The 24,567-nt window shown below is 65.2% G+C and carries 2 protein-coding genes; both read left to right on the forward strand.

Annotated elements, in window-relative coordinates:
* Positions 1-126 precede the first annotated feature (126 nt).
* Entirely contained in the window at positions 127-13,044 is a 12,918-nt protein-coding gene (locus FXO12_RS02590; RefSeq protein ID WP_160049516.1) for a non-ribosomal peptide synthetase, read from the forward strand.
* Positions 13,041-24,368, forward strand: a complete 11,328-nt coding sequence (locus FXO12_RS02595; protein ID WP_057974885.1) for a non-ribosomal peptide synthetase — start codon at positions 13,041-13,043, stop codon at positions 24,366-24,368. The genes FXO12_RS02590 and FXO12_RS02595 overlap by 4 nt, the downstream gene beginning before the upstream one ends.
* Positions 24,369-24,567 lie beyond the last annotated feature (199 nt).

Here is a 24,567-nt window from a genome sequence, read left to right on the forward strand (position 1 = left end):
CCGGAAGCCACTCCAGGCCCTCGGCTGCGCCCGCTATTTTTTCCTGGGCGCCCGGCACTGCCGATCCAAGCGGCAAAACTGAATACGGACATTCTCGTCAACCGTGAATTATCAGGCAGGTTACCCATGCAGTTCAGCGACTTACTGGCAGCGATCTCCACCCATGCGATCCGTCTGCAGACCGAAGAGGGCGACCTGATCGTCCTGGGCGATGACGAAGCGTTGGACGACGCGCTCTGGGATCAATTGATCGCGCACAAACCCCAACTGTTGCAGTTGGTCGCCGAACATGGCGGTGACTGGCTGAGCCCGGCCTACCGCATCACACCGGACATGCTGGCCCTGGTCAACCTCGACCAGCCGGCCATCGACCGCATCGTCGCGGCGGTCCCAGGCGGCGCGGCGAATGTGCAGGATATCTACCCCCTGGCGCCGCTCCAGGAAGGCATGCTTTATCACCATCTTTCGGCGCAGAAGGGTGACCCTTACGTGCTGCACGCGCAGTTCGTGTTCGACAGCCGCGCACGCCTTGAGGCCTTTGCCGAGGCGTTGCAATGGGTCATCGACCGTCACGACATCCTGCGTACCTCGATGGTCTGGGAGCGCCTGGACGAGCCGCTGCAAGTGGTGTGGCGCAAGGCTGTGCTGGCCTGCGAAGAGGTGCCTCTGGACGGTGCTGACCGCCTCGCTCAATTGCTCGCTCGCTATGATGCCCGCGCTTATCGCATGGACCTGGGCCAGGCGCCGCTGCTGCGCCTGGTGTTCGCTGACGACCCGGCCAACCAGCGGGTGGTGGCGATGTTGCTGTTCCACCACACCATCCTTGACCACACGGCCCTGGATGGCGTTCGGCATGAGATCCAGCTGTACCTGGCCGGGCAGCAAGCCCAGGCCCCTGCACCGGTAGCGTTTCGCAGCTATATCGCCCAGGTGCGCCATGGCGTCAGCGAGCATGCCCATGAGGCGTTCTTCCGCGACATGCTGGCGGATATCGATGAACCGACGCTGCCGTTCGGCCTGCAAGATGTGCAGGGCGGCGGCCAGGGGATCGACGAAGTGCGCATTCCCGTCGACAGCGCTCTGAGCCGCCGCCTGCGAAGCATGGCGCGCCCGCTGGGGGTGAGTGTGGCGAGCCTGATGCACCTGGCCTTGGCGCGAGTGCTGAGTGCGGTTTCGGGGCGGGAGGCGGTGGTATTTGGCACCGTTATGCTCGGGCGCATGGGCGCAGGCGAGGGCGGTGAGCGGGCCTTGGGCATGTTCATAAACACCTTGCCACTGCGGGTGGATGTGGGTGAGCAGGGCGTGCGCGCTGCGGTCAAGATCACCCATGAGCGTCTCACGCGCTTGCTCGATCACGAACATGCGTCCCTGGCGCTGGCACAACGGTGCAGCGGCGTGGCTGCGCCTACGCCGCTGTTCAGCGCGATACTCAACTACCGTCACAGCGCCGCCACCGACATGGCGGCGGTGATCGCAGTCGCCGACGGCATCCAGGTGTTGGGCGCCGAGGAGCGCACCAATTACCCGCTGACCCTGAACGTCGATGACCTGGGTGAAGACTTCGCCCTGACCGTGATGGTTGATGCGTCCATTGGCGCGCAGCGGGTTGCGGGTTATCTGCATACGGCCTTGCAAAGCCTGGCCGACGCCCTTGAACAACGACCGGATATGCCGCTCTGCGGCCTGAACATCCTGCCTGACGCTGAACGCCACCATTTGCTGCACACCTTGAATCATTGCTCCACGCATTACGCCGACACCCAACTTATCCACCAGCAAGTCGAAACCCATGCCGCTGCCCAGCCCGATGCCATTGCGTTGCGCTTCGAGCACCACGTCCTGACCTACCGCCAACTCAACGAACGCGCCAACCAGGTCGCCCACGCGCTCCTGGCCCACGGCGTGTGCCCCGACGCGCGCGTGGCGATTTGCGTGGAGCGTGGCCCGCAGATGATCATCGGCCTGCTTGGCATTCTCAAGGCCGGTGCGGGCTATGTGCCCATCGACCCGGCCTATCCCCAGGAACGCATCGCCTACACCCTGGCCGACAGCCAGCCGGTGGCGGTACTGGTGCAGGCCAACACGGCGCAGCAGGTCGGCGCACTGGCCCGGATCGACCTGGACCACCTGGGCCCGTTGCCCATCACCAACCCTGGGTTGCACCTGAGCCCGGCCAACCTGGCCTACGTCATCTACACCTCCGGCTCCACTGGCCAGCCCAAGGGCGTGATGATCGAGCATCGCCAGGTCGCACGCCTGTTCAGCGCTACCCACCACTGGTTCGGGTTCAACCCGCACGATGTGTGGGCGCTGTTCCATTCCTTCGCGTTCGACTTTTCCGTGTGGGAAATCTGGGGCGCGCTGATGCACGGCGGCCAGTTGCTGATCGTGCCGCAACTGGTCAGCCGCTCGCCGGATGAGTGCTACGCGCTGTTGTGCGACGCCCGGGTGAGCATCCTCAACCAGACGCCGAGCGCGTTCCGTCAGTTGATCGCGGCCCAGGGCAACAGTGCCCAGTCCCATTCCCATTCCTTGCGCCAAGTGATTTTCGGCGGCGAAGCCCTGGAACCGGGCATGCTCAAGCCGTGGTACGCACGGGCAGTGAATGCCGGTACGCAACTGGTGAACATGTACGGCATCACTGAAACCACCGTGCATGTGACCTACCGTGCGCTGGAAGCGGCCGACGCGCACTTGGTCGGCGTGAGCCCGATTGGCGTGCGTATTCCCGATTTGCAGTTGTATGTGCTGGATGAGCGCCATGAGCCCTTGCCCCTGGGTGTGGTGGGCGAGTTGTACGTGGGCGGTGCCGGGGTGGCGCGTGGTTACCTCAACCGCCGAGCGCTGAATGCCGAACGCTTCCTTGCCGACCCGGCCACCGGCTTGCGCATGTACAAGACCGGCGACCTCGGCCGCCTGCTGGCCGACGGCAGTGTCGAGTACCTGGGGCGTAACGATGACCAGGTCAAGATCCGTGGTTTTCGTATCGAACTGGGTGAAATCCAGGCGCACCTGGCCACTGCCAGCGGCGTGCGCGATGCGGTGGTGATCGCCCGTGAAGATCAACCGGGCGATAAACGCCTGGTGGCCTATGTGATCAGCGATGGCGAACTCAACGTGGCCGCCCTGCGTGACCATCTGCTGCTGAGCCTGGCCGAACACATGGTGCCCAGCGCCTTCGTGCGCCTGGATACGCTGCCGTTGACCACCAACGGCAAACTCGACCGCAAGGCCTTGCCCGCACCCGATGCCGACGCCGTGGCCCGGCGCGAGTATGCGGCGCCCCAGGGGGCGGTGGAAACCACCCTCGCCATGCTCTGGCAAGACCTGCTCAACGTCGACCGTGTCGGTCGTGAGGACAATTTCTTCGAACTCGGCGGCCATTCGCTGCTGGCGGTCAAGCTGATCGAACGCATGCGCCAGGTCGACCTCAGCGCCGATGTGCACGTGCTGTTCGGCCAACCGACCTTGGCGGCGCTCGCTGCGGCGGTGGGCGGCCAGCAGACCGTGCAGGTGCCGGCCAACCTTATTCAAGCAGACACCCAGGCCATCACCCCGGACATGCTGCCCCTGGTCGAGCTGGATCAGGCCGCTATCGGCCATATCCTTGAGGCCGTGCCCGGTGGCGTTGCCAACGTGCAGGACATTTATGGCCTGGCGCCGTTGCAGGCCGGCATTCTCTACCATCACCTGGCGACCACCGAGGGCGACCCCTACGTGTTGCAGGTGCAGTTGCGGTTTCACGACCAGGGCGCCGTCGACGGGTTTGTCAACGCGCTGCACACGGTGATCGAGCGCAACGATATCCTGCGCACCGCCATCCTCTGGGAGGGCCTGGAAGAGCCGGTGCAAGTGGTGTTACGCCAGGCACCCTTGGTGATCGAACGCCTGGATGCGCTGGGCAGTGATGCACTGGGGCATCTGCAACAGCGTTTCGACCCACGCCACTATCGCCTGGACCTGTCACGCGCCTCGCTGATGCGCCTGGCGTATGCGCAGGACAGCCACGGCTTGGTCGGCATTTTGCTGCTGCACCATATCCTCCTCGACCACACGGCCCTGCACGTGCTGGTCAAAGAGATGAGTGCCAGCCTGCATGGCCACAGCGCGCAACTGCCTGACGCGGTGCAGTATCGCAACTACGTGGCCCAGGCCCGCCTCGGTGTCACCCAGGCCCAGCATGAAGCCTTCTTCAGCCAGATGCTGGGCGACATCGACGAGCCGACCCTGGCCTTCGGCTTGCAGGACGTGAATGGTGACGGCAGCGGCATCCATGAAGCGCGCCTGCCGCTGGAGCCTGCGCTCAACCTGGGCTTGCGCGAACAGGCGCGGCAACTGGGCGTGAGCACCGCGAGCCTGGTACACCTGGCCTGGGCCCAGGTGCTGGGCCAGGTGTCTGGCCAGCAGGAGGTGGTATTCGGCACCGTGTTGCTGGGCCGTATGCAGGGCGGCGAGGGCGCGGACCGGGCGCTGGGGATGTTTATCAATACCTTGCCGCTGCGGGTCAGCGTTGGCAGCGTCGGCGTGCAGGCCGGCGTGCGCGCCACCCATGCGCGCCTGGCGCAACTGCTCGGGCACGAACATGCCTCGTTGTCCCTGGCCCAGCGTTGCAGTGGCGTGCCGGGCTCGCTGCCGCTGTTCAGCACCTTGCTCAACTACCGGCACAGCGCAGCCGATGAAGCGCCGGGGGACAACCCCTTTGCCGCTTCCGGTATCGAGATTCTCAGCTCCGAAGAACGTAGCAACTATCCGCTGGTGCTCAACGTTGATGACCTGGGGAGTGGCTTTGCGCTGACGGTGCAAGGCGTCGCGCACCTGGATGTGCAACGCGTGGGTGAGTACATGCTCACCGCGTTGCGCCATGTGGTGAGCGCGCTGCAACATGCGCCGACCACGCCGCTGCAGGCGGTGTCGATCCTGCCGCCTTCCGAGCGTCATCAAGTGCTGGTAGGTTTCAACGCCACCGCCCGGCAATACCCCTCGCAACTTACTGTCTCGCAACTGTTTGAAGCCCAGGCGCTGGCCCGCCCTGAAGCGTCGGCGGCGGTGCAGGGCGAGCTGTCACTGAGCTACCGTGACCTCAATCGCCGTGCCAACCGCCTGGCCCATCATCTGATCAGCCAGGGGGTGCAGCCGGGCGAAAGCGTGGCGATTGCCTTGCCGCGTTGCCTGGATCTGCTGGTCTGCCAACTGGCGATCCTCAAGTGCGCTGCGGTGTATGTGCCGCTGGACGTCAACGCGCCTGTCGAACGCCAGGCTTTCATCGTCAAAGACAGCGGCGCACGCCATGTGCTGGACGACCTGGCGCAGTTGGATCTGGACACGCAGTCGCCCGCTAATCCCGACCTGGCCCAATCCGCGCAGAGCGTTGCCTACATCCTCTACACCTCCGGCTCCACCGGGACGCCCAAGGGCGTGCAAGTGCCCCACCTCGCCATCTCGCGGCTGGTGCTGAACAACGGTTTTGCCGAATTCAATGCCCACGACCGGGTGGCCTTTGCTTCTAACCCGGCATTTGACGCCAGCACCCTCGAGGTGTGGGCACCGTTGCTCAATGGCGGTTGTGTGGTGGTGGTCGAGCAGGTGCAGTTGTTATCCCAAGCCGCGTTCGCCGAGCTGTTGCGGGAACAGGCGGTCAGCGTGTTATGGATGACCGCCGGGCTATTTCATCAGTACGCCGATGCGTTGATGCCGGTGTTCCGCCAATTGCGCTACCTGATCGTCGGCGGCGACGTGCTTGACCCTCAGGTGATTGGCCGGGTACTCAAGCTCGGCAAACCCCAGCATCTGCTGAATGGGTATGGCCCGACCGAAGCCACCACGTTCTCCACCACGTTTGAGATCACTACCCTTGGCGAGGGCGCTATTCCGATTGGTCGACCGATTGCCAACGCTCAGGCCTATGTACTGGACGCGCGCCAGCAACCGCTGCCCGTGGGTGTGACCGGCGAGCTCTATATCGGCGGTGCGGGCGTTGCGAAAGGCTACTTGAATCTGCCTCAGCTGAGCGCGGAAAAATTCGTCCCGAACCCATTCGGCGATGGCCAACTCTACCGCAGCGGTGATCTGGCCTGCTGGCGAGCCGACGGCAATTTGATGTATCTGGGGCGCAATGACCTGCAGGTGAAGATTCGTGGCTTTCGTATCGAACCCGGTGAAATCGAAGCGTGCCTGTGTGCCTGTGCCGGGATCAGGGACGTTGTGGTATCGGTTCGCGAAGACGAGCCTGGCCACAAACGGTTAGTGGCCTATTACACCGCCGACGCAACGTTGGATATCGCAACCCTGCGAGCTCATGTGCAAGGCCGGTTGCCCGATTACATGGTGCCTTCGGCTTATGTGTGGCTGGCGCAGTTGCCGCTCACCGCCAACGGCAAGCTCGACCGCAAGGCATTGCCGGTACCCGACCAGGCTGCCTTGATCAGCCGTGGCTACGAAGCCCCACAAGGCGAGGTGGAAAGCCTGCTGGCGCAGATCTGGCAGGACGTGCTCAAGCTTGAACGCGTGGGGCGCCATGATCACTTCTTCGAATTGGGCGGGCATTCGTTGCTGGCGGTCAGCCTGATCGAACGCATGCGCCAGGTGGGCCTGAGCGCCGATGTGCGCGTGTTGTTCAGCCAGCCAAGCCTGGCCGCGCTGGCGGCAGCCGTGGGCAGCGGCAGAGAAATCGTGGTGCCGGCCAATGGCATCCCCACCGGCTGCATACAGATCACACCGTCGATGCTGAGCCTGGTGCAACTCACCCCGCAGGCCATCGCGCGGATTATCGCCAGCGTGCCGGGTGGTGCAGCGAATATCCAGGATATCTACCCGCTGGCGCCGCTACAGGAAGGCATTCTCTACCACCACATCAGCGCCGAGCAGGGCGACCCGTACCTGCTGCAATCGCGCATGGCCTTTGACACTGCCGAGCGCCTGCACGGTTTTATGGGCGCGCTGCAACAGGTGGTGGCGCGCCACGACATTCTGCGTACCGCTGTGGTGTGGGAAGGGCTCGAAAGCCCGGTGCAAGTGGTGTGGCGCACCGCCCATTTGGGGGTGCACGAGGTGATGCTCGACCCGGCACACGGCGACGTGATGGCGCAACTGCATGAGCGTTTCGATGCGCGTCACTACCGCCTGGACATTACCCAGGCGCCCTTGCTGCGCATGGTCTATGCCCAGGACCCGGCGCACAACCGGGTCGCGGCGATCCTGCTGTTCCATCACCTGGCGCTGGACCACACCGCCATGGAAGTGGTCGGCCAGGAAATGCGTGCCTTTATGTTCAACCAGGCCCAGGATTTGCCCGCCGCCGCGCCGTTTCGCAACTATGTGGCCCAGGCGCGACTGGGCGTCAGTGTGGCGCAGCATGAGCAGTTTTTCCGCGACATGCTCGCCGAGGTCGACGAGCCCACCTTGCCGTTTGGCCTGCAGGATGTGCAGGGCGATGGTCGTGCAATCGAAGAAGTCGAGGTGCACCTGGAAGCGGGCCTGGCCCAGCGCGTACGCCAGCAGGCGCGCCAACTGGGGGTCAGCGCCGCCAGCCTGATGCACCTGGCCTGGGCCCAGGTGTTGGGCCTGGTCTCGGGCCGCGACGAGGTGGTATTCGGCACGGTGCTGATGGGCCGTATGCAAGCCGGCGAGGGCGCAGACCGTGCGCTGGGGATGTTTATCAACACCTTGCCGCTGCGGGTCGATATTGCAGCCGGCGCAGCGCAGGCGGTCAAAGCCACCCATGCACGCTTGAGCGCCTTGCTCGGGCATGAGCATGCGTCACTGGCCCTGGCCCAGCGTTGCAGCGGTGTGCCGACCAGCACGCCGTTGTTCAGCGCCTTGCTCAATTACCGCCACAGCAACCCAGGCGAAATGGCCCGCGACGGCCACGGCATCTGGGAAGGCGTGCAACTGCTGGGCGGTGAAGAACGCAGCAACTATCCGCTGACCCTGAGCGTGGATGACCTGGGCGCAGGCTTTGGCCTGAGCGTGCTGGCCGTGCCGCAAATCGGCGCGCAGCGCCTGTGCGACTACATGCTCAGCGCCGTGGAGCAACTGGTTGCCACCCTTGAGACGGCGCCCCACCGCGCGCTGCGCCAGTTACCGATTCTGCCCGCCGCAGAGCGCGACACGGTGCTGCGCGAGTTCAACGCCACTGCCCACGACTTCCCCCGTGGCCAGACGGTGCACGGTGCGTTTGAGGTGCAGGCCGAGCGCCAGCCCCATCGCATTGCCGTGCAGCAAGGCAGCGAGGCGCTGACGTATCAGCAGCTCAATCAACGGGCCAACCAGTTGGCTCATCACTTGCTGGAACTCGGCGTGCAAGCCGATGACCGCGTGGCATTGTGTTGCCTTCGCGGCCCGCAGATGCTGGTGGGGCTGTTGGGCATTCTCAAGGCTGGCGCGGGCTATGTGCCGATCGACCCGGCGTACCCCGCCGAGCGTATCGCCTACTTGTTGCAAGACAGCGCGCCCGTGGCGGTGCTGGCCGAGACCAGCACGCGGGAGCTGCTGGGGCCCGTCGCCGTGGTCGATCTGCAGGACCCCGGTTGGCAGCGCCACGCCGTCAGCAATCCGCAACTGCCCGCCCTGACGCCCGCGCACCTGGCGTATGTGATCTACACCTCCGGCTTCACCGGCCTGCCCAAGGGCGTGATGGTGGAACACCGCACCGTGGAGAACCTGGTGCATTGGCACTGTGAGGCCTTTGGTCTGACAGCGGTGAGCCACACCAGCAGCGTGGCCGGCATGGGGTTTGATGCCATGGCCTGGGAAGTCTGGCCGGCCCTGTGCGTCGGCGCGACCCTGCACCTGCCACCCGCCGACATCGGCAACGAAAACATCGATGAACTGCTGGCCTGGTGGCTGGCACAGCCGTTGGACGTGAGTTTCCTGCCCACCCCGGTGGCCGAGTACGCGTTCAGCCTGCCCCAGCAGCACCCCACCTTGCGCATCCTGCTGATCGGCGGTGACCGCCTGCGTCAGTTCACCCAGGAGCGGCGCTTTGCGGTGGTCAACAACTACGGCCCCACCGAAGCCACGGTGGTTGCCACCTCCGGCCGCGTGCGGGCCGGGCAGGTGTTGCATATCGGCCGGCCCATCGCTAATGCCACCAGCTACGTGCTGGATGCGCACCTGCGTCCGGTACCGGTGGGTGTGGCCGGTGAACTTTATGTGGGCGGCAGCGGCGTGGCGCGGGGTTACCTGAACCGTCCCGAGCTGACGGCCGAGCGCTTCCTGCAAGACCCGTTCAACCCAGGGCAGATGTACCGCACCGGTGATCTGGTGCGTTGGCTGCCCGATGGCAACCTTGAGTACCTGGGCCGTAATGACGACCAGGTAAAACTGCGCGGCGTGCGGGTTGAACTGGGTGAAATCGAAAGCCGCCTGACGGCACTGGACGGCATCCGCGAGGCCGTGGTGCTGGTGCGCGAAGGCCGCCTGTTGGCCTGGTTCACCGAACAGCGCCCGCTGCAGATCGAGACCTTGCGTGCGCACCTGCAAGCCCAACTTCCCGAGGCGCTGGTGCCGGTCGCCTACATGCGGCTTGATCAGTTGCCCCTGACCGCCAACGGCAAACTGGACCGCAAGGCATTGCCAGAGCCAGACCAGTGCGCCTTGCTCAGCCGTGAATACCAAGCCCCCCAGGGTGACGTCGAAACCACCCTGGCGCGGCTGTGGGCCGAGGTGTTGCAGGTGGAGCAAGTGAGTCGCCATGACCACTTCTTCGAACTGGGCGGCCATTCATTGCTGGCCGTCAGCCTCATCGAGCGCATGCGCCAGGCCGGCCTCAGCGCTGATGTGCGCGTGTTGTTCAGCCAGCCAACCCTGGCCGCGCTGGCCGCCGCTGTCGGCAGTGGCCGCGAAGTGCAGGTGCCGGCCAATCGCATCAGTGCCGGTTGTGAGCGCATCACCCCGGACATGCTGGCCCTGGTGGACCTCGACCAGTCGGCGATCGACCAGGTGGTGGCCCAGGTGCCTGGCGGCGCTGCCAACGTGCAGGACATCTACCCGCTGGCGCCGTTGCAGGAAGGGATTTTCTATCACTACCTCACGGCGGCGCAGGGCGATCCTTACCTGCTGCAATCACACCTGGCGTTTGACGGTGTCGAGCGCCTGCAGGCCTTTATGCGCGCACTGCAACAGGTGATCGACCGCCACGACATCCTGCGCACCGGGGTGGTGTGGGAGGGCCTGGCGCAACCGCTGCAAGTGGTGTGGTGCCAGGCGCAGTTGTGCGTGCAGGAACTGCAACTGGAAGGTGACGTACTCGCCGGCCTGCACGAGCGGTTTGATGCGCGGCGGTATCGCCTGGAGATCAGCCAGGCGCCGCTGATCCGCCTGATGTATGCCCAGGACCCGGCCAACCAGCGCGTGGTGGCGGTGTTGCTCTATCACCATATCGTGTTGGACCACACCGCCTTCGACGTGGTGTTGCGCGAAATGCAGGGCCACCTGTTGGGCCACGCAGCACCCACCGCCGCGCCAATGCCGTATCGCAACTATGTGGCCCAGGCCCGTTTGGGTGTCAGCGAACAGGAGCATGAGCAGTTCTTCCGCCAGATGCTGGGCGATGTCGACGAACCGACGTTGCCGTTCGGCTGGCAGGACGTGCGCTGCGACGGCAATGCCATCGATGAACATACCCTGCAACTGGACAGCCAGCTCAACCGCCGCCTGCGCAGCCAGGCGCGGCTGCTGGGGGTCAGCGCTGCCAGCCTGTTCCATCTGGCCTGGGCGCAGGTGCTGGCCGCGGTATCGGCGCGCCACACGGTGGTGTTCGGTACGGTGCTGGTAGGCCGTTTGCAAGGCGGCGAGGGCGCCGACCGCGCCCTGGGTGTGTTTATCAACACCTTGCCGCTGCGCCTGGATATCGACGACCAGGGCGCCCGCGCCGCCGTGCGGGCCACCCATGCGCGTCTGACCCAATTGCTCGGCCATGAACACGCCTCCCTGGCGTTGGCCCAGCGTTGCAGTGGCGTAGCGGCCCCGGCGCCCTTGTTCAGCTCGATGCTCAACTATCGCCATCGCGGCGCCGCCACCCGTTCGGCGGATGCGCAGTTGGCATGGGAAGGCATGCAGACCTTGGTCAATGACGGGCGCACCAATTACCCGCTGACCTTGAACGTGGACGACCTGGGCGACGGCTACGCGTTCACCGCCCTGGCCCAGGTGGATGCGCAACGGGTGTGCGGCTATATGCATAACGCGTTGAGCGGTCTGGTCGAAGCCCTTGAGCAGGCCCCGCACCAGGCGCTGAACCGCCTGCCGGTGCTGGGGCTGCAAGAGCGGCAACAACTGCTGGTGCAGTTCAACGCCACCGAGGTGAACTACAACCTCGACCAGACCCTGCACGGGCTGTTTGAAGCCCAGGTTGTACGTACCCCGCAGGCCGTGGCGGTGAAGGCCGGCGAGCACACCTTGAGCTACCAGCAACTCAATGAACGCGCCAACCGCCTGGCCCATCACCTGCGTGACAGCGGTGTACGCCCGGATGCACGGGTGGGCATCTGCGTCGAGCGCGGCCTGGACATGGTCGTCGGCCTGTTCGCCATCCTCAAGGCCGGCGGTGCCTACGTGCCGCTGGACCCGGCGTACCCGCCAGAGCGCATCGCCTACATGCTGCACGACAGCGCGCCGGTGGTGGTGCTGGCCCAAAGCGCCACCCGCACCCTGCTGGGGGACGTGGCGGTAGTCGACCTCGACCACAGCACCTGGCAACACCAACCCCCCACCAACCCGCAAGTACCAAACCTCATTGCCCAACACGCGGCTTATGTGATCTACACCTCCGGTTCCACCGGCCAACCCAAGGGCGTGATCAACGAACATGCGGGGGTGGTCAACCGCCTGTTGTGGATGCAGGACGCCTATAGCCTCAAGGCTCACGATGCGGTGTTGCAGAAAACGCCGTTCAGCTTCGACGTGTCGGTGTGGGAGTTCTTCTGGCCGCTGTTCACCGGCGCGCGTCTGGTGATGGCGCGCCCTGAAGGGCACAAGGACCCGGCGTACCTGTGCGAGGTGGTCGCGGCGGAGCACATCACCACCTTGCACTTTGTGCCGTCGATGCTCGATGTATTCCTGGCCCACGGCGATGTCAGCCAGGCGGCGGGGTTGGTGCGGGTGATGTGCAGCGGCGAGGCCTTGCCGGGCAGCCTGGTGCGGCGTTTCAAGCAGCAGTTGCCGGGGATTGGTTTGTACAACCTGTATGGCCCCACTGAAGCGGCGGTGGACGTGACGGCCTGGAACTGCGCACGCCCTGAGGTGCCGGACAATACCCCGATCGGCAAGCCGATTGCCAACACCCGCCTGTATGTACTCGATGGGCAGTTACAGCCGGTGCCGCTGGGCGTGGTCGGTGAGCTGTTCATCGCCGGCGTGCAAGTGGCGCGGGGTTACCTGAACCGTCCTGAGCTGACCGCCGAGCGCTTCCTCGACGACCCGTTCACCCCCGGGCGCATGTACCGCACCGGTGACCTGGGCCGCTACTTGCCCGACGGCACGCTCGAGTACCTGGGGCGCAACGACGATCAGGTGAAGATCCGTGGCCTGCGCATTGAACTGGGAGAAATCCAGGCGCGCCTGATCGAGCATCCGGCGGTCAAGGACGCCGTGGTCGTCGCCCGTGACCAGCGCCTGGTCGCGTATTACACCGGCGCGCCCACCGATATCGAAAGCCTGCGCGCCCAACTGTTGCAGCACCTGCCTGACTTTATGGTGCCGGCGCTGTTCATGCACTTGGACGCCTTGCCCCTGAGCCCCAACGGCAAGCTCGACCGCAAGGCCCTGCCTGCACCGGGTATGGACGCGTTGCAGGTACGTGAGTACGCGGCGCCCGAAGGCGACACCGAGATCCTCCTGGCCCAACTCTGGGCCGAGCTGCTCAAGGTGGAGCGGGTAGGGCGCCACGACAACTTCTTTGAACTGGGCGGGCACTCGCTGCTTGCCGTGAGCTTGATCGGGCGCCTGCGCCAGGAAGGCATGGAAGCCGATGTGCGGGGCTTGTTCGAACAACCGACCCTGGCCGGCTACGCCGCAATGACCGAACGAATGGAGATCGTCCTGTGAACATCCTCGAGCTGCTGGCAACCCTGAAAACCAAGGATGTGCAACTGGCGCTCAAGGGCGAGCAATTGTCGGTGAACGGCAACAAGCAAGCCTTGAGCGACCCGGCGATATTGGCCGCCTTGCGTGAACACAAGCCGGCGCTGATCGAACTGATCAAGGCCGTTGAATACACCGCGACCAAGGCCGGTGAGGTGCAGGTACCGGCCAATGGCATCCCGGCCAATGCCGAGCGCATCACTCCCGACATGCTGACCCTGTCGACCCTGAGCCAAGACGAGATCGAGCGCGTTGTCGCCACGGTGCAGGGCGGCGTGGCGAATATCCAGGACATCTACCCGCTGGCGCCGTTACAGGAAGGCATCCTGTTCCACCATGTCAGTGCCGAGCAGGGTGACCCCTATGTGATGCAGTCGCAGTTCGCCTTTGACAACCTTGCGCGTTTCGATGCGTTTGCCCAGGCGCTGCAACGGGTGATGGACCGTCACGACATCCTGCGTACCGGGGTGGTCTGGGATGGCCTGACGCAACCCTCGCAAGTGGTGTGGCGCCAGGCACGCCTGCCGGTGCAAGCCTTGATGCTGGACCCGGCCGACGGCGATATCGCCGCGCAACTGCATGACCTGTTTGATGCCCGCCACTATCGCCTCGACGTCACTCAGGCGCCGTTGCTGCGCCTGGTTCGCGCTGAAGACCCGGCCAACCAGCGCATCGTCGCCACCCTGTTGTTCCATCACATGGCGCTCGACCACAGCGCCCTGGACGTGGTGTGCCACGAAATGCAGGCGTGCCTGTTGGGCCAAGGCGCGGCCCTGGGCCAGGCCGTACCGTTTCGCAACTATGTGGCGCAGGCGCGGTTGGGGATCAGTGAGCAGGAGCACGAACGTTTCTTCCGGCAGATGCTCGGCGATATCAGCGAGCCCACCTTGCCGTTCGGTCTGCAGGACGTGCAAGGTGATGCGCGGGGCATCGCTGAAGTCAGCCTGCCATTGGCGCCGGCACTGGCCCAGCGCTTGCGCGGGCAGGCGCGCCAACTGGGCGTGAGCGCCGCCAGCCTGTTTCACCTGGGTTGGGCCCAGGTGCTGGGGGTGTTGGCCGGCAAAGCCCAGGTGGTGTTCGGCACCGTATTGATGGGGCGCATGCAGGGCAGCCATGACACCGACCGCGCCCTGGGCATTTTCATCAATACCTTGCCGTTTCGCGTGGACGTAGACGCCCAGGACGTACGCACCGCAGTCAAGGCCACCCACGCACGCCTGACCACCTTGCTGCGCCATGAGCACGCGGCGTTGGCCCTGGCCCAGCGTTGCAGTGGCGTGCTCGCGCCGACGCCGCTGTTCAGCGCGCTGCTCAACTATCGCCACAGCGCGCCCGCCGCCAGTGCCGAGGCGGTGTCGGCCTGGCACGGCATCACCGCACTGCGCGCCGAGGAGCGCACCAACTACCCGCTGACCCTGAGCGTGGACGACCTGGGTGAGGGCTTCGGCCTGAGTTTGCTGGCCAGCACCCTGGTTGACCCTCAGCGCGTCTGCGCCTACCTGCACACCGCGCTGGAAAACCTGGTGAGCGCACTGGAGCAGGCCCCCCATACCGCGCTTGATCAACTCTCGGTGGTGCCCGTTGCCGAACAGCGCTTGGTGCTGGAACAGTTCAACACCACCCAGACCGTTTTCCCCCAAGGCACCACCCTGCATGGCCGCGTCGAAGCCCAGGCTAGGCTCACGCCGGACGCGATTGCCGCTGTGCATCAGGGCCGGCAACTGACTTACGCCGAATTGAACCAGCAAGCCAACCTGCTGGCGCATCATCTGCTGGCGCTGGGGGTCAAGCCCGACGACCGCGTGGCGATTGTCGCGCGGCGCGGCCTCGACACCCTGGCCGGGTTGCTGGCGATTCTCAAGGCCGGCGCCGGTTATGTGCCGGTGGACCCGTCCCACCCGGCCGAGCGCCTCCACTATTTGCTCAGCGACAGCGCGCCGGTGGCGGTACTCACCCAGCATGCGTTGCTGACGCGCCTGCCGGTGCTGGAAGTGCCGGTGATCAACCTGGACCGCTTCACCTGGCAGCACCATTCGGCGAGCAATCCCACAATCGCCGTCGGCCCGACGAATCTCGCCTATGTGATCTACACCTCCGGCTCCACTGGCTTGCCCAAGGGGGTGATGGTGGAACACCACAGCGTCGCCAACCTGGTGGACTGGCATTGCAGCGCCTTCGACCTGCGCGCCGGGCGGCATACCGCCAGTGTTGCCGGCTTCGGCTTTGACGCGATGGCCTGGGAAGTGTGGCCGGCGCTGTGTGTGGGCGCCACCTTGCACCTGCCACCGGCCCATGAGGGCGGCGAAGATATCGACGCACTGCTGGCCTGGTGGTGCGCGCAGCCACTGGATGTGAGCTTTCTGCCGACGCCGGTGGCGGAATACGCCTTCAGTCAGAACATCGAGCACCCGACCTTGCGCACCTTGCTGGTCGGTGGCGACCGCCTGCGCCAGTTCGGGCGGGCACAGCGCTTTGAGCTGATCAACAACTACGGGCCCACCGAAGCCACGGTGGTGGCCACTTCCGGCAAGGTCGAGGCGGGCCAGCCGTTGCATATCGGCAAACCCATGGCCAATGCCAAGGTCTACGTGCTCGACTCACACCAGCGTCCGGTGCCGCTGGGGGTGGCGGGGGAGTTGTACGTGGGCGGCAAGGGCGTGGCACGCGGTTACCTCAACCGCCCGGAACTGACCGCCGAGCGTTTTGTGCGCGATCCGTTCAACGAAGGACGCATGTACCGCACCGGCGACCTGGTGCGCTGGTTGCCAGACGGCACGCTCGACTACCTGGGGCGCAACGATGACCAGGTGAAGATCCGTGGCGTGCGCATCGAACTGGGCGAAATCGAAACCCAGCTCAACCAGTTGCCCGGGATTCTGGAAGCGGTGGCGGTGGTGCGTGAAGAACGGCTGGTGGCCTACTTCACCGAAAACCCACAACTGGACCCGCTGACGGTGGCCCAGATTCGCGCCCACCTGGTGGCGCATCTGCCGGACTACATGGTGCCCGTCGCGTTCATGAAACTCGACGCACTGCCACTGACGGCCAATGGCAAGCTTGACCGCAAGGCCCTGCCGGCGCCGGACATGGCCGCCGTCTTTACCCGCGAGTACGCCGCGCCCCTGGGCGAAATCGAAACCGTGCTGGCGCAGATCTGGGCCGATGTGTTGCAGGTGCAGCGCGTGGGGCGCTATGACCATTTCTTTGAGCTGGGTGGGCATTCGCTACTGGCCATGCGCATGGTGTCCCAGGTGCGCCAGCGGCTGGGCGTCGAGTTGGCGCTGGGCGACCTGTTTGCCAACGCCGAACTGGCGGCGGTCGCCGAGGTACTGGCCCAGGCCGGTCGCAGCACCTTGCCGGATATCTTGCCGGCCAACCGTGATGAGGACGTGCCGCTGTCCTTCGCCCAGCAACGCCTGTGGTTCCTGGCCTTGATGGAAGGGGCCAACACCGCCTACAACATTCCCATCGGCTTGCGGTTGCGCGGGCAGTTGCATGTGCAAGCGTTGCAACGGGCCCTGGCGCGCATTGTGGCGCGGCATGAAACCCTGCGCAGCCGCTTCGCCCAGCAGGGTGACCAGGCCCAGGTGCTGGTCGTGCCGGCCGAAGAGGTATTGCCGCTGCAAGTGCAGGACCTGCGTCGCCATCCGCAGCCGCAACAGGCCCTGGACGCGCTGATCCACGGCGAAGCTTCGGCACCGTTCGACCTTGAGCGCGGCCCGTTGCTGCGCGGGCGCCTGGTGGTGATGGCCGATGATCACCATGTGCTGTTGCTGACCCTGCACCATATCGTCTCTGACGGCTGGTCCATGGGCGTGCTGACCCGCGAGCTGATGGCGCTGTACCAGGCTTTCAGCCACGGCCACGCCGACCCGCTGCCTCCCTTGCCGATCCAGTACGCCGACTTTGCCGTGTGGCAACGCCTGTGGCTGAGCGGCGAGGTGCTGCAGCGCCAAAGCAGCTACTGGCAACAGGCGTTGGCCGGTACGCCGGCGTTGCTGACCTTGCCCACCGACCGCCCGCGCCCGGCGCAGCAGGACTACGCTGGCAGCAGCGTCGAAGTGCGCCTGGATGAACGCCTCACCGCCGGGCTCAAGGCCTTGAGCCAACGCCATGGCACCACCTTGTACATGACCTTGATGAGCGCCTGGGCTTCACTGTTGGCGCGCTTGTCCGGGCAGCCCGAGTTGGTGATCGGCACGCCGGTGGCCAACCGCATGCGCACCGAAGTCGAAGGGCTGATTGGCCTGTTCGTCAACACCCTGGCGCTGCGTATCGACACCTCGGGCGAGCTGAGCACCGAGGCGTTGCTGGCGCGGGTCAAGGTGTTGACGCTGCAAGCCCAGGCCCATCAGGACTTGCCCTTCGAGCAGGTGGTGGAAATCACCCGGCCGCCGCGCAGCCTGGCCCACAGCCCGCTGTTTCAGACCCTGCTGAGCTGGCAGGACAGCAGCGCGCCGACCCTGGCCCTGGGCGACCTGGCCCTGGAGAGCATTGTCGAGAACAGCCATTTCGCCAAGTTCGACCTGTCGTTGAACCTGGGGGAAGTGCAGGGCAGCATCCTCGGTGCGCTGGAATATGCCGTGGCCCTGTTTGACGAATCGACGATGCAGCGTTACGTCGGCTATTTCACCCGCGTGTTGCAGGCCATGGTCGATAACGACCAGGCGGTGCTGGCGCAGGTGCCGCTGGTGGATGCGCGCGAGCGTCGGCAACTGCTGGTGGATTTCAACGCCACCGCCGTTGAGTACAACCTCGACCAGACCCTGCACGGCCTGTTTGAAGCCCAGGTACTGCGTACACCCCAGGCCATTGCCCTGAAGGCGGGCGCGCAGCAACTGAGCTATGCCGAACTGAACGCGCGCGCCAACCAGTTGGCCCATCACCTGCAAGCCCTGGGTGTGCAGCCCCAGGCGCGGGTGGCGATCTGCGTGGAGCGTGGCCTGGACATGGTCATCGGCCTGTACGCGATCCTCAAGGCCGGCGCCGCCTATGTGCCGCTGGACCCGGCCTACCCGTTGGAACGCATCGCCTACATGCTCCACGACAGCGCGCCGACGGTAGTGCTGGGCCAGTCCAGCACCCTTGGGTTGCTGGGCGAGGTGCCGGTGGTAAACCTGGATTCGCCCACCTGGCAGCACCAGCCCACCCATAACCCGCAGGCGGCCAGCGTGGCGGCCTACGTGATCTACACCTCCGGCTCCACCGGCCAGCCCAAGGGCGTGATCAACGAACACCCTGGGGTGGTCAACCGCTTGCTGTGGATGCAAGACGAATACGCGTTGACCGCCAGCGATACGGTCTTGCAGAAAACCCCGTTCAGCTTCGACGTGTCGGTGTGGGAGTTCTTCTGGCCGCTGTTCACCGGCGCACGCCTGGTCATGGCTCGTCCTGGTGGGCATAAAGACCCTGACTACCTGTGCCAGGTGATCGAGGCCGAGGGGGTCACGACGCTGCATTTTGTGCCGTCGATGCTTGACGTGTTCCTGGCCCACGGCGATGTCAGCCAGGCCGCCGGGCTGGTGCGGGTGATGTGCAGTGGCGAAGCCCTGCCGGGCAGCCTGGTACGGCGCTTCAAACAGCAATTGCCGGGGGTTGGCTTGTACAACCTGTATGGCCCCACCGAAGCGGCGGTGGATGTCACCGCGTGGGGCTGCGCAGGCGCCGTGGTGCCGGATAACACCCCCATCGGCAAGCCGATTGCCAATACGCGCCTGTATGTACTGGACGAGCAGTTGCAGCCGGTGCCGTTGGGGGTGGTCGGTGAATTGTTCATCGCCGGCGTGCAGGTGGCGCGGGGTTACCTCAACCGTCCCGAGCTGACAGCCGAACGCTTCCTCGACGACCCGTTTACCCCGGGGCGCATGTACCGTACCGGTGACGTGGGTCGCTACTTGCCCGACGGCACTCTCGAGTACCTGGGGCGCAATGATGACCAGGTGAAGATTCGTGGCCTGCGCATCGAACTGGGGGAAATCCAGGCGCGCCTGACCGAGCATCCAGCGGTGCAGGAAGCTGCCGTGATTGCCCGCGAGCAGCGCCTGATCGCCTATTACACCGGCGTGCCGAGCGACGTCGAAAGCCTGCGCGCCCACCTGCTGCAACACCTGCCGGAATTCATGCTGCCGACGAGCTTTATGCACCTTCAGGCGCTGCCGCTGAGCCCCAACGGCAAGCTCGACCGCAAGGCACTGCCGGCGCCGGGCCTGGACGCGTTGAGCGTGCGCGACTATGAAGCGCCCGTGGGTGATACGGAAATCACCCTGGCCGCACTGTGGGCCGAATTGCTCAGCGTGGAGCGCGTGGGTCGGCATGACAATTTCTTTGAATTGGGTGGCCACTCATTGCTGGCAGTCAGCCTGATCGGGCGCATGCGCCGCCTGGGCTTGTCGGCGGATGTGAAAGTGCTGTTCGGTCAACCGACGTTGTCCGCCCTGGCTGCGGCCTTGGGCGGTGGGCGTGAAGTGACGGTGCCGGCCAATCGCATTGCGCCCGATTGCACCCGGATTACGCCGGACATGCTTGCGCTGATCACCCTGGACCCCGCTGCCATCGAGCGCATCGTTGCCAGCATCCCCGGCGGCGCGGCGAATGTGCAGGATATTTACCCGCTGGCACCCTTGCAGGCCGGCATCCTGTATCAGCATCGCGCCGTGCAAGGTGAGGACGCCTATGTGCTGCAGGCGCAGTTTGCCTTCGACAGCCGCCTGCGCCTGGACGCCTTTGCCCATGCCTTGCAGGCGGTGATCCAGCGCCATGACATCCTGCGTTCATCCTTCCACTGGGACGGGCTGGAGGAGCCGGTGCAGGTGGTATGGCGTACCGCCTCATTACGTATTGAAAACGGCTCGGTGCCGCCACGCCTGGACCTCGCCCAGGCACCTTTGATGCGCCTGGTGTATGCCGAGGAGTCGCAGCGGGTGGTGGTGACGTTGCTGTTCCACCATCTGGTGATGGACCACATCGCGTTGGACATCCTGCAACAGGAAATGCAGGCTTTCCTGTTGGGCACGCAAGACACCTTGGCCGCGCCCGTGCCGTACCGCAACTACGTGGCCCAGACTCGTCTGGGCGCTGAGGACCACGAGCCGTTTTTCCGCGAGATGCTCGCTGAGGTCGACGAACCCACCGACGTACCGCACCTGGGTGCCGATGAGCGCGTGAAGGTGAGTCTCGACCTGGGGTTGAGTCGGCGCCTGCGCCACCAGGCGCGTCAAGCGGGAGTCAGCGCCGCCAGCCTCATGCACCTGGCCTGGGCCCATGTGCTGGGCACGGTCTGCGCCCGTGAACAGGTGGTGTTCGGCACGGTGATGCTCGGTCGCCTGCAAGGCGGCGAAGGTGCCGAGCGCGCCATGGGGGTGTTTATCAATACCTTGCCGCTGCGAGTCGACCTGGGTGAACACTCGGTACTGACCGCGCTGCGTGCCACCCATGGCCGCCTGACCCAATTGCTCAGCCATGAACACGCGCCTTTGGCGCTGGCCCAGCGTTGCAGCGGCGTACCCATGGCCACGCCGTTGTTCAGCGTGCTGTTCAACTACCGTCACAGTGCGCTCCAGGCCGGGGGCGTGGCCGAGGCGTGGCAGGGGATCGAGGTGCTCAAGACCGAGGAACACACCCACTACGGCGTGTCGATGAGTGTGGATGACCTGGGTGAAGGTTTCAGCCTCACGGCCATGGGGCAGGGGGCCCGACGCTTGGGCGACTACCTGCATAACGCCTTGGTGCAGGTGGTGCAGGCACTGGAAGAGCGCAGCGACATCGTCCTCAGTGGTTTGCCGATCCTGCCCCTGGCTGAACGCCAGCAACTGCTTGAGGGCTTCAACGCTACGGCTCGTGCGTTCCCACGTGAACACAGCGTGCAGCAGGTGTTCGAAGCCCAGGCGCAGGCGCGCCCCGACGCGGTGGCGGTGCTGCACGGCGAACAACGGATAAGCTATGGCGAACTCAACCGCCGCGCCAACCGCCTGGCCCATCACCTGCTCGGCCTGGGTGTGTGCCCCGGCGATAACGTGGCGATCCTGCTGCCACGCTCGGTGGCGTTGCTGGTCAGCCAACTGGCGATTCTCAAATGCGCCGCCGCCTATGTGCCGCTGGACATCAGCGCGCCGGCCGAACGCCAGGGCTTCATGCTGCAAGACAGCGGCGCGGCCTGGCTGTTGACCGGTAGCGACTGCAGCGTGGAGAGCGCGGCGCAGCGCCTGGACCTGGACACCCTGGGCCTTGACTCGCACCCCGACCACAACCCGGGCCTGCCGCAATCCTCGCAGAGCGTGGCGTACATCATGTACACCTCCGGGTCCACCGGCATGCCCAAAGGCGTATTGGTGCCTCACCGTGGCATCACGCGCCTGGTGCTCAACAACGGCTACGCCGATTTCAATCCCAATGACCGCGTGGCCTTCGCGTCGAACCCCGCCTTCGATGCCAGCACCATGGACGTCTGGGGGCCGTTGCTCAACGGCGGTCAGGTGCAGGTGATCGACCACGCCACCTTGCTCGACCCGCTGGCGTTCGGCGCGGCACTCAACGGCGTGACGGTGCTGTTCGTCACTACGGCGCTGTTCAACCAGTATGTGCAACTGATTCCCCAGGCCCTGGCCGGCTTGCGTATTTTGCTGTGCGGCGGCGAGCGTGCCGACCCGGCGGCGTTCCGCAACCTGCTGGGGCTGGCTCCGGGGCTGCGCCTGGTGCATTGCTACGGGCCGACCGAGACCACCACCTACGCCACCACTTTTGAAGTGCGCGCCATTGCCACTCAAGCCGACAGCGTGCCGGTAGGGCGACCCATTTCCAACACGCAGGTCTACGTGCTGGATGCGCAGTTGCACCTGCTGCCCCTGGGGGCGACCGGCGAAATCTGCATCGGCGGCGACGGTGTCGCCCAGGGCTACCTGAACCGCCCTGAGTTGACGGCGGAAAAGTTCGTGCAAAACCCGTTCAACCCAGGCGCCTTGCTGTACCGCACCGGCGACCTCGGACGCTGGACCGCAGACGGCCTGCTGGAGTGCATCGGGCGCAATGACGATCAAGTGAAGATCCGTGGCTTTCGCATTGAGCTGGGTGAGATCGAAGCACGCTTGGCGACATTCTCCGGAATCCGCGAGGGGGTGGTGCTGGCCCGCGAAGACGTGCCGGGGGACAAACGCCTGGTGGCCTATTTCACCTGTGCGGGCGAGCCGGTCGGCATCGAGCCGGTGCGTGCTTATCTGCAGACGCACTTGCCGGCCTACATGGTGCCGTCGGCCTTTGTGATCCTTGAGCAACTGCCGTTGACGGCCAATGGCAAGGTCGATCGCAAAGCCTTGCCCGTACCGAAGTGGGACGCTTCGGCCAGCGGCACATTTGAAGCACCGGTCGATGCGCTGGAGCAGACCTTGGCCCAGCTGTGGGCCGAGGTATTGAAGCTTGAGCAGGTGGGGCGCCATGACAGTTTCTTCGAACTGGGCGGGCATTCCTTGTTGGCGATTCGCCTGGTCAATCGGCTGGACGAGGCCGGGTTGTTGGTGTCGCTGGCCGAGCTGTTCGAGCATGCCAGCGTGGCCTCGGTCGCGGCGCTGCTGCGCCTGCGCGGTGACGACGTGCTACCTGAGACGGCGGTGATTACAGTGCGTAGCCGCGGGGCGCAGGCACCGTTATTCCTGGTGCATGAGTTCAGTGGCATGGACGTGTACTTCCCTGCGCTGGGCCAGCACCTGCCTGGCGATTACCCGATATATGGCCTGCCGGGCCTGGCGCTCGGCGAGGCGCATCTGGACAGCATGGAAGGCCTGGCCGCGCGCATGGTCGGGCTGATTCGCCAGATCCAGCCCCACGGTCCTTACCGGTTGGCGGGGTGGTCCTTTGGGGGGGTGCTTGCCTATGAAGTTGCCATGCAGTTGCTGGGGCAGGATGAGGCCGTGGCGTTTCTGGGCTTGATCGACAGCTACGTGCCGCGCATGACCGACCAGGGCAAGTCACGCTGGAGCGGGCCGGATGCCCTCAAGCGGCATTTGTTGTTGCAGTGCACGGCCTATTGGAAGGCACAGGGAGGTGTGGATGAGCTGGCGAACCTGGAACAACTGGAGGCAGGCCTTGGACAGCTGGACTTTGCGGCTCTGCTGCAACGCTGTCGCGATCAAGGTTTGCTATACGCGCAAATGGCAGCGGCGACGGACGCCGACCTGCTGAGCTTTTTGCAACGGGAAGTCGGGCATGGGCATGCCCTGGCCCACTACAGCCTGTTCCCGCTGCCGATTCCGGTTCACTTGTTCAGCGCCGAGCAGCGGCCTACCGAACTGTCGCGGCGCAGTGCCGCGCTGGGTTGGGACATCGCCCTGGCGCCTGGGCAACTGCGCCAGGTGCAGGTGCCGGGGGATCACCAGAGCATGATGCAGGCGCCGCATATCCAGAGCCTTGGCCAGGCCATGAGCCGAGCGCTGGCGGCGAGTACTCCGGTGAGTTGCGCTGCGCACTCACCCTTGCTGCGTATCCAGAGCGGGCGCGCCGGTTATGCGCCGGTGTTCTGCGTGCCAGGCGCGGGAGACAGCGTCACCGGCTTTGTGGGTTTGAGCGAAGCGCTGGGGCGCGACTGGCCGCTGTATGGCTTGCAGCCGCGGGGGCTGGATGGCGAGGCGGTGCCCCATAGCCAGGTGGAAGCGGCGGCCCAGTGTTACCTGGCGGCGCTGGAACAGGAGTGCCCCGAAGGGCCAGTGCATCTGGTGGGGCATTCGTTCGGCGGCTGGGTGGCACTGGAAATGGCGCTGCGCTTGCAGGCAATGGGGCGTGAGGTGGGGTCGTTGACGGTGATCGACAGCGAGTCGCCGGGGCGTGCGGGCAAGGCATATACCTCGACGGCGGCGTTGTTGCGGTTGATCGAGGCGATGCAGTTGGCGGCTGGGAAGTCGCTGGGGATTGATCCTGTGGACTTTGCCGGGCGCGATGAGGTGGCGCAGCGACAAGCGTTGCATGGGGGGATGGTGAGTGTGGGGTTGTTGCCGGCGCGTGCGGCGCTGGAGGCGATGGATGGGCCGGCGCGCACTTACGCGGCGGCGTTGCGCACGGTGTATCAGCCGCAAGGGCGGTATGACGGGGTGGTGCGCCTGGTGTTGGCGCAGGACCCGGCGTTGGATTCGGCGGGGAACCAGCGTGAGCAGGGGTTGATGATCGAAGGCTGGCGAGGGCAGGGAGGTGGGTTGGAGGTTTGGTATGGCGGGGGGAATCACTTTACGTTGCTCAAGGCGCCGAATGTTTTGGGGTTGGCCAGGTGGTGGTTGGAAGTTGTTGGGGTTGGGGAGGTGGTGTCTTGAGGGGTGTGCACCGATCCAGATGCGGGCGCTGGCTTGCCTGCGATAACGGTTTGTCTGCGTACATATCCGTTCCTGCGGTAACGGCCACTTATGGTTCCGCTCTTACAGCGGGTCACTTTTGGAAAGGCCCAAAAGTAACCAAAAGGCCTTCGCCCCACCACTCGGCACCTCGCCCAGGCTCGGTGTGCCCGAACGCAGG

Origin of the sequence: Pseudomonas sp. J380, assembly GCF_009827115.1 — a bacterium.
Lineage (GTDB): Bacteria > Pseudomonadota > Gammaproteobacteria > Pseudomonadales > Pseudomonadaceae > Aquipseudomonas > Aquipseudomonas paracarnis.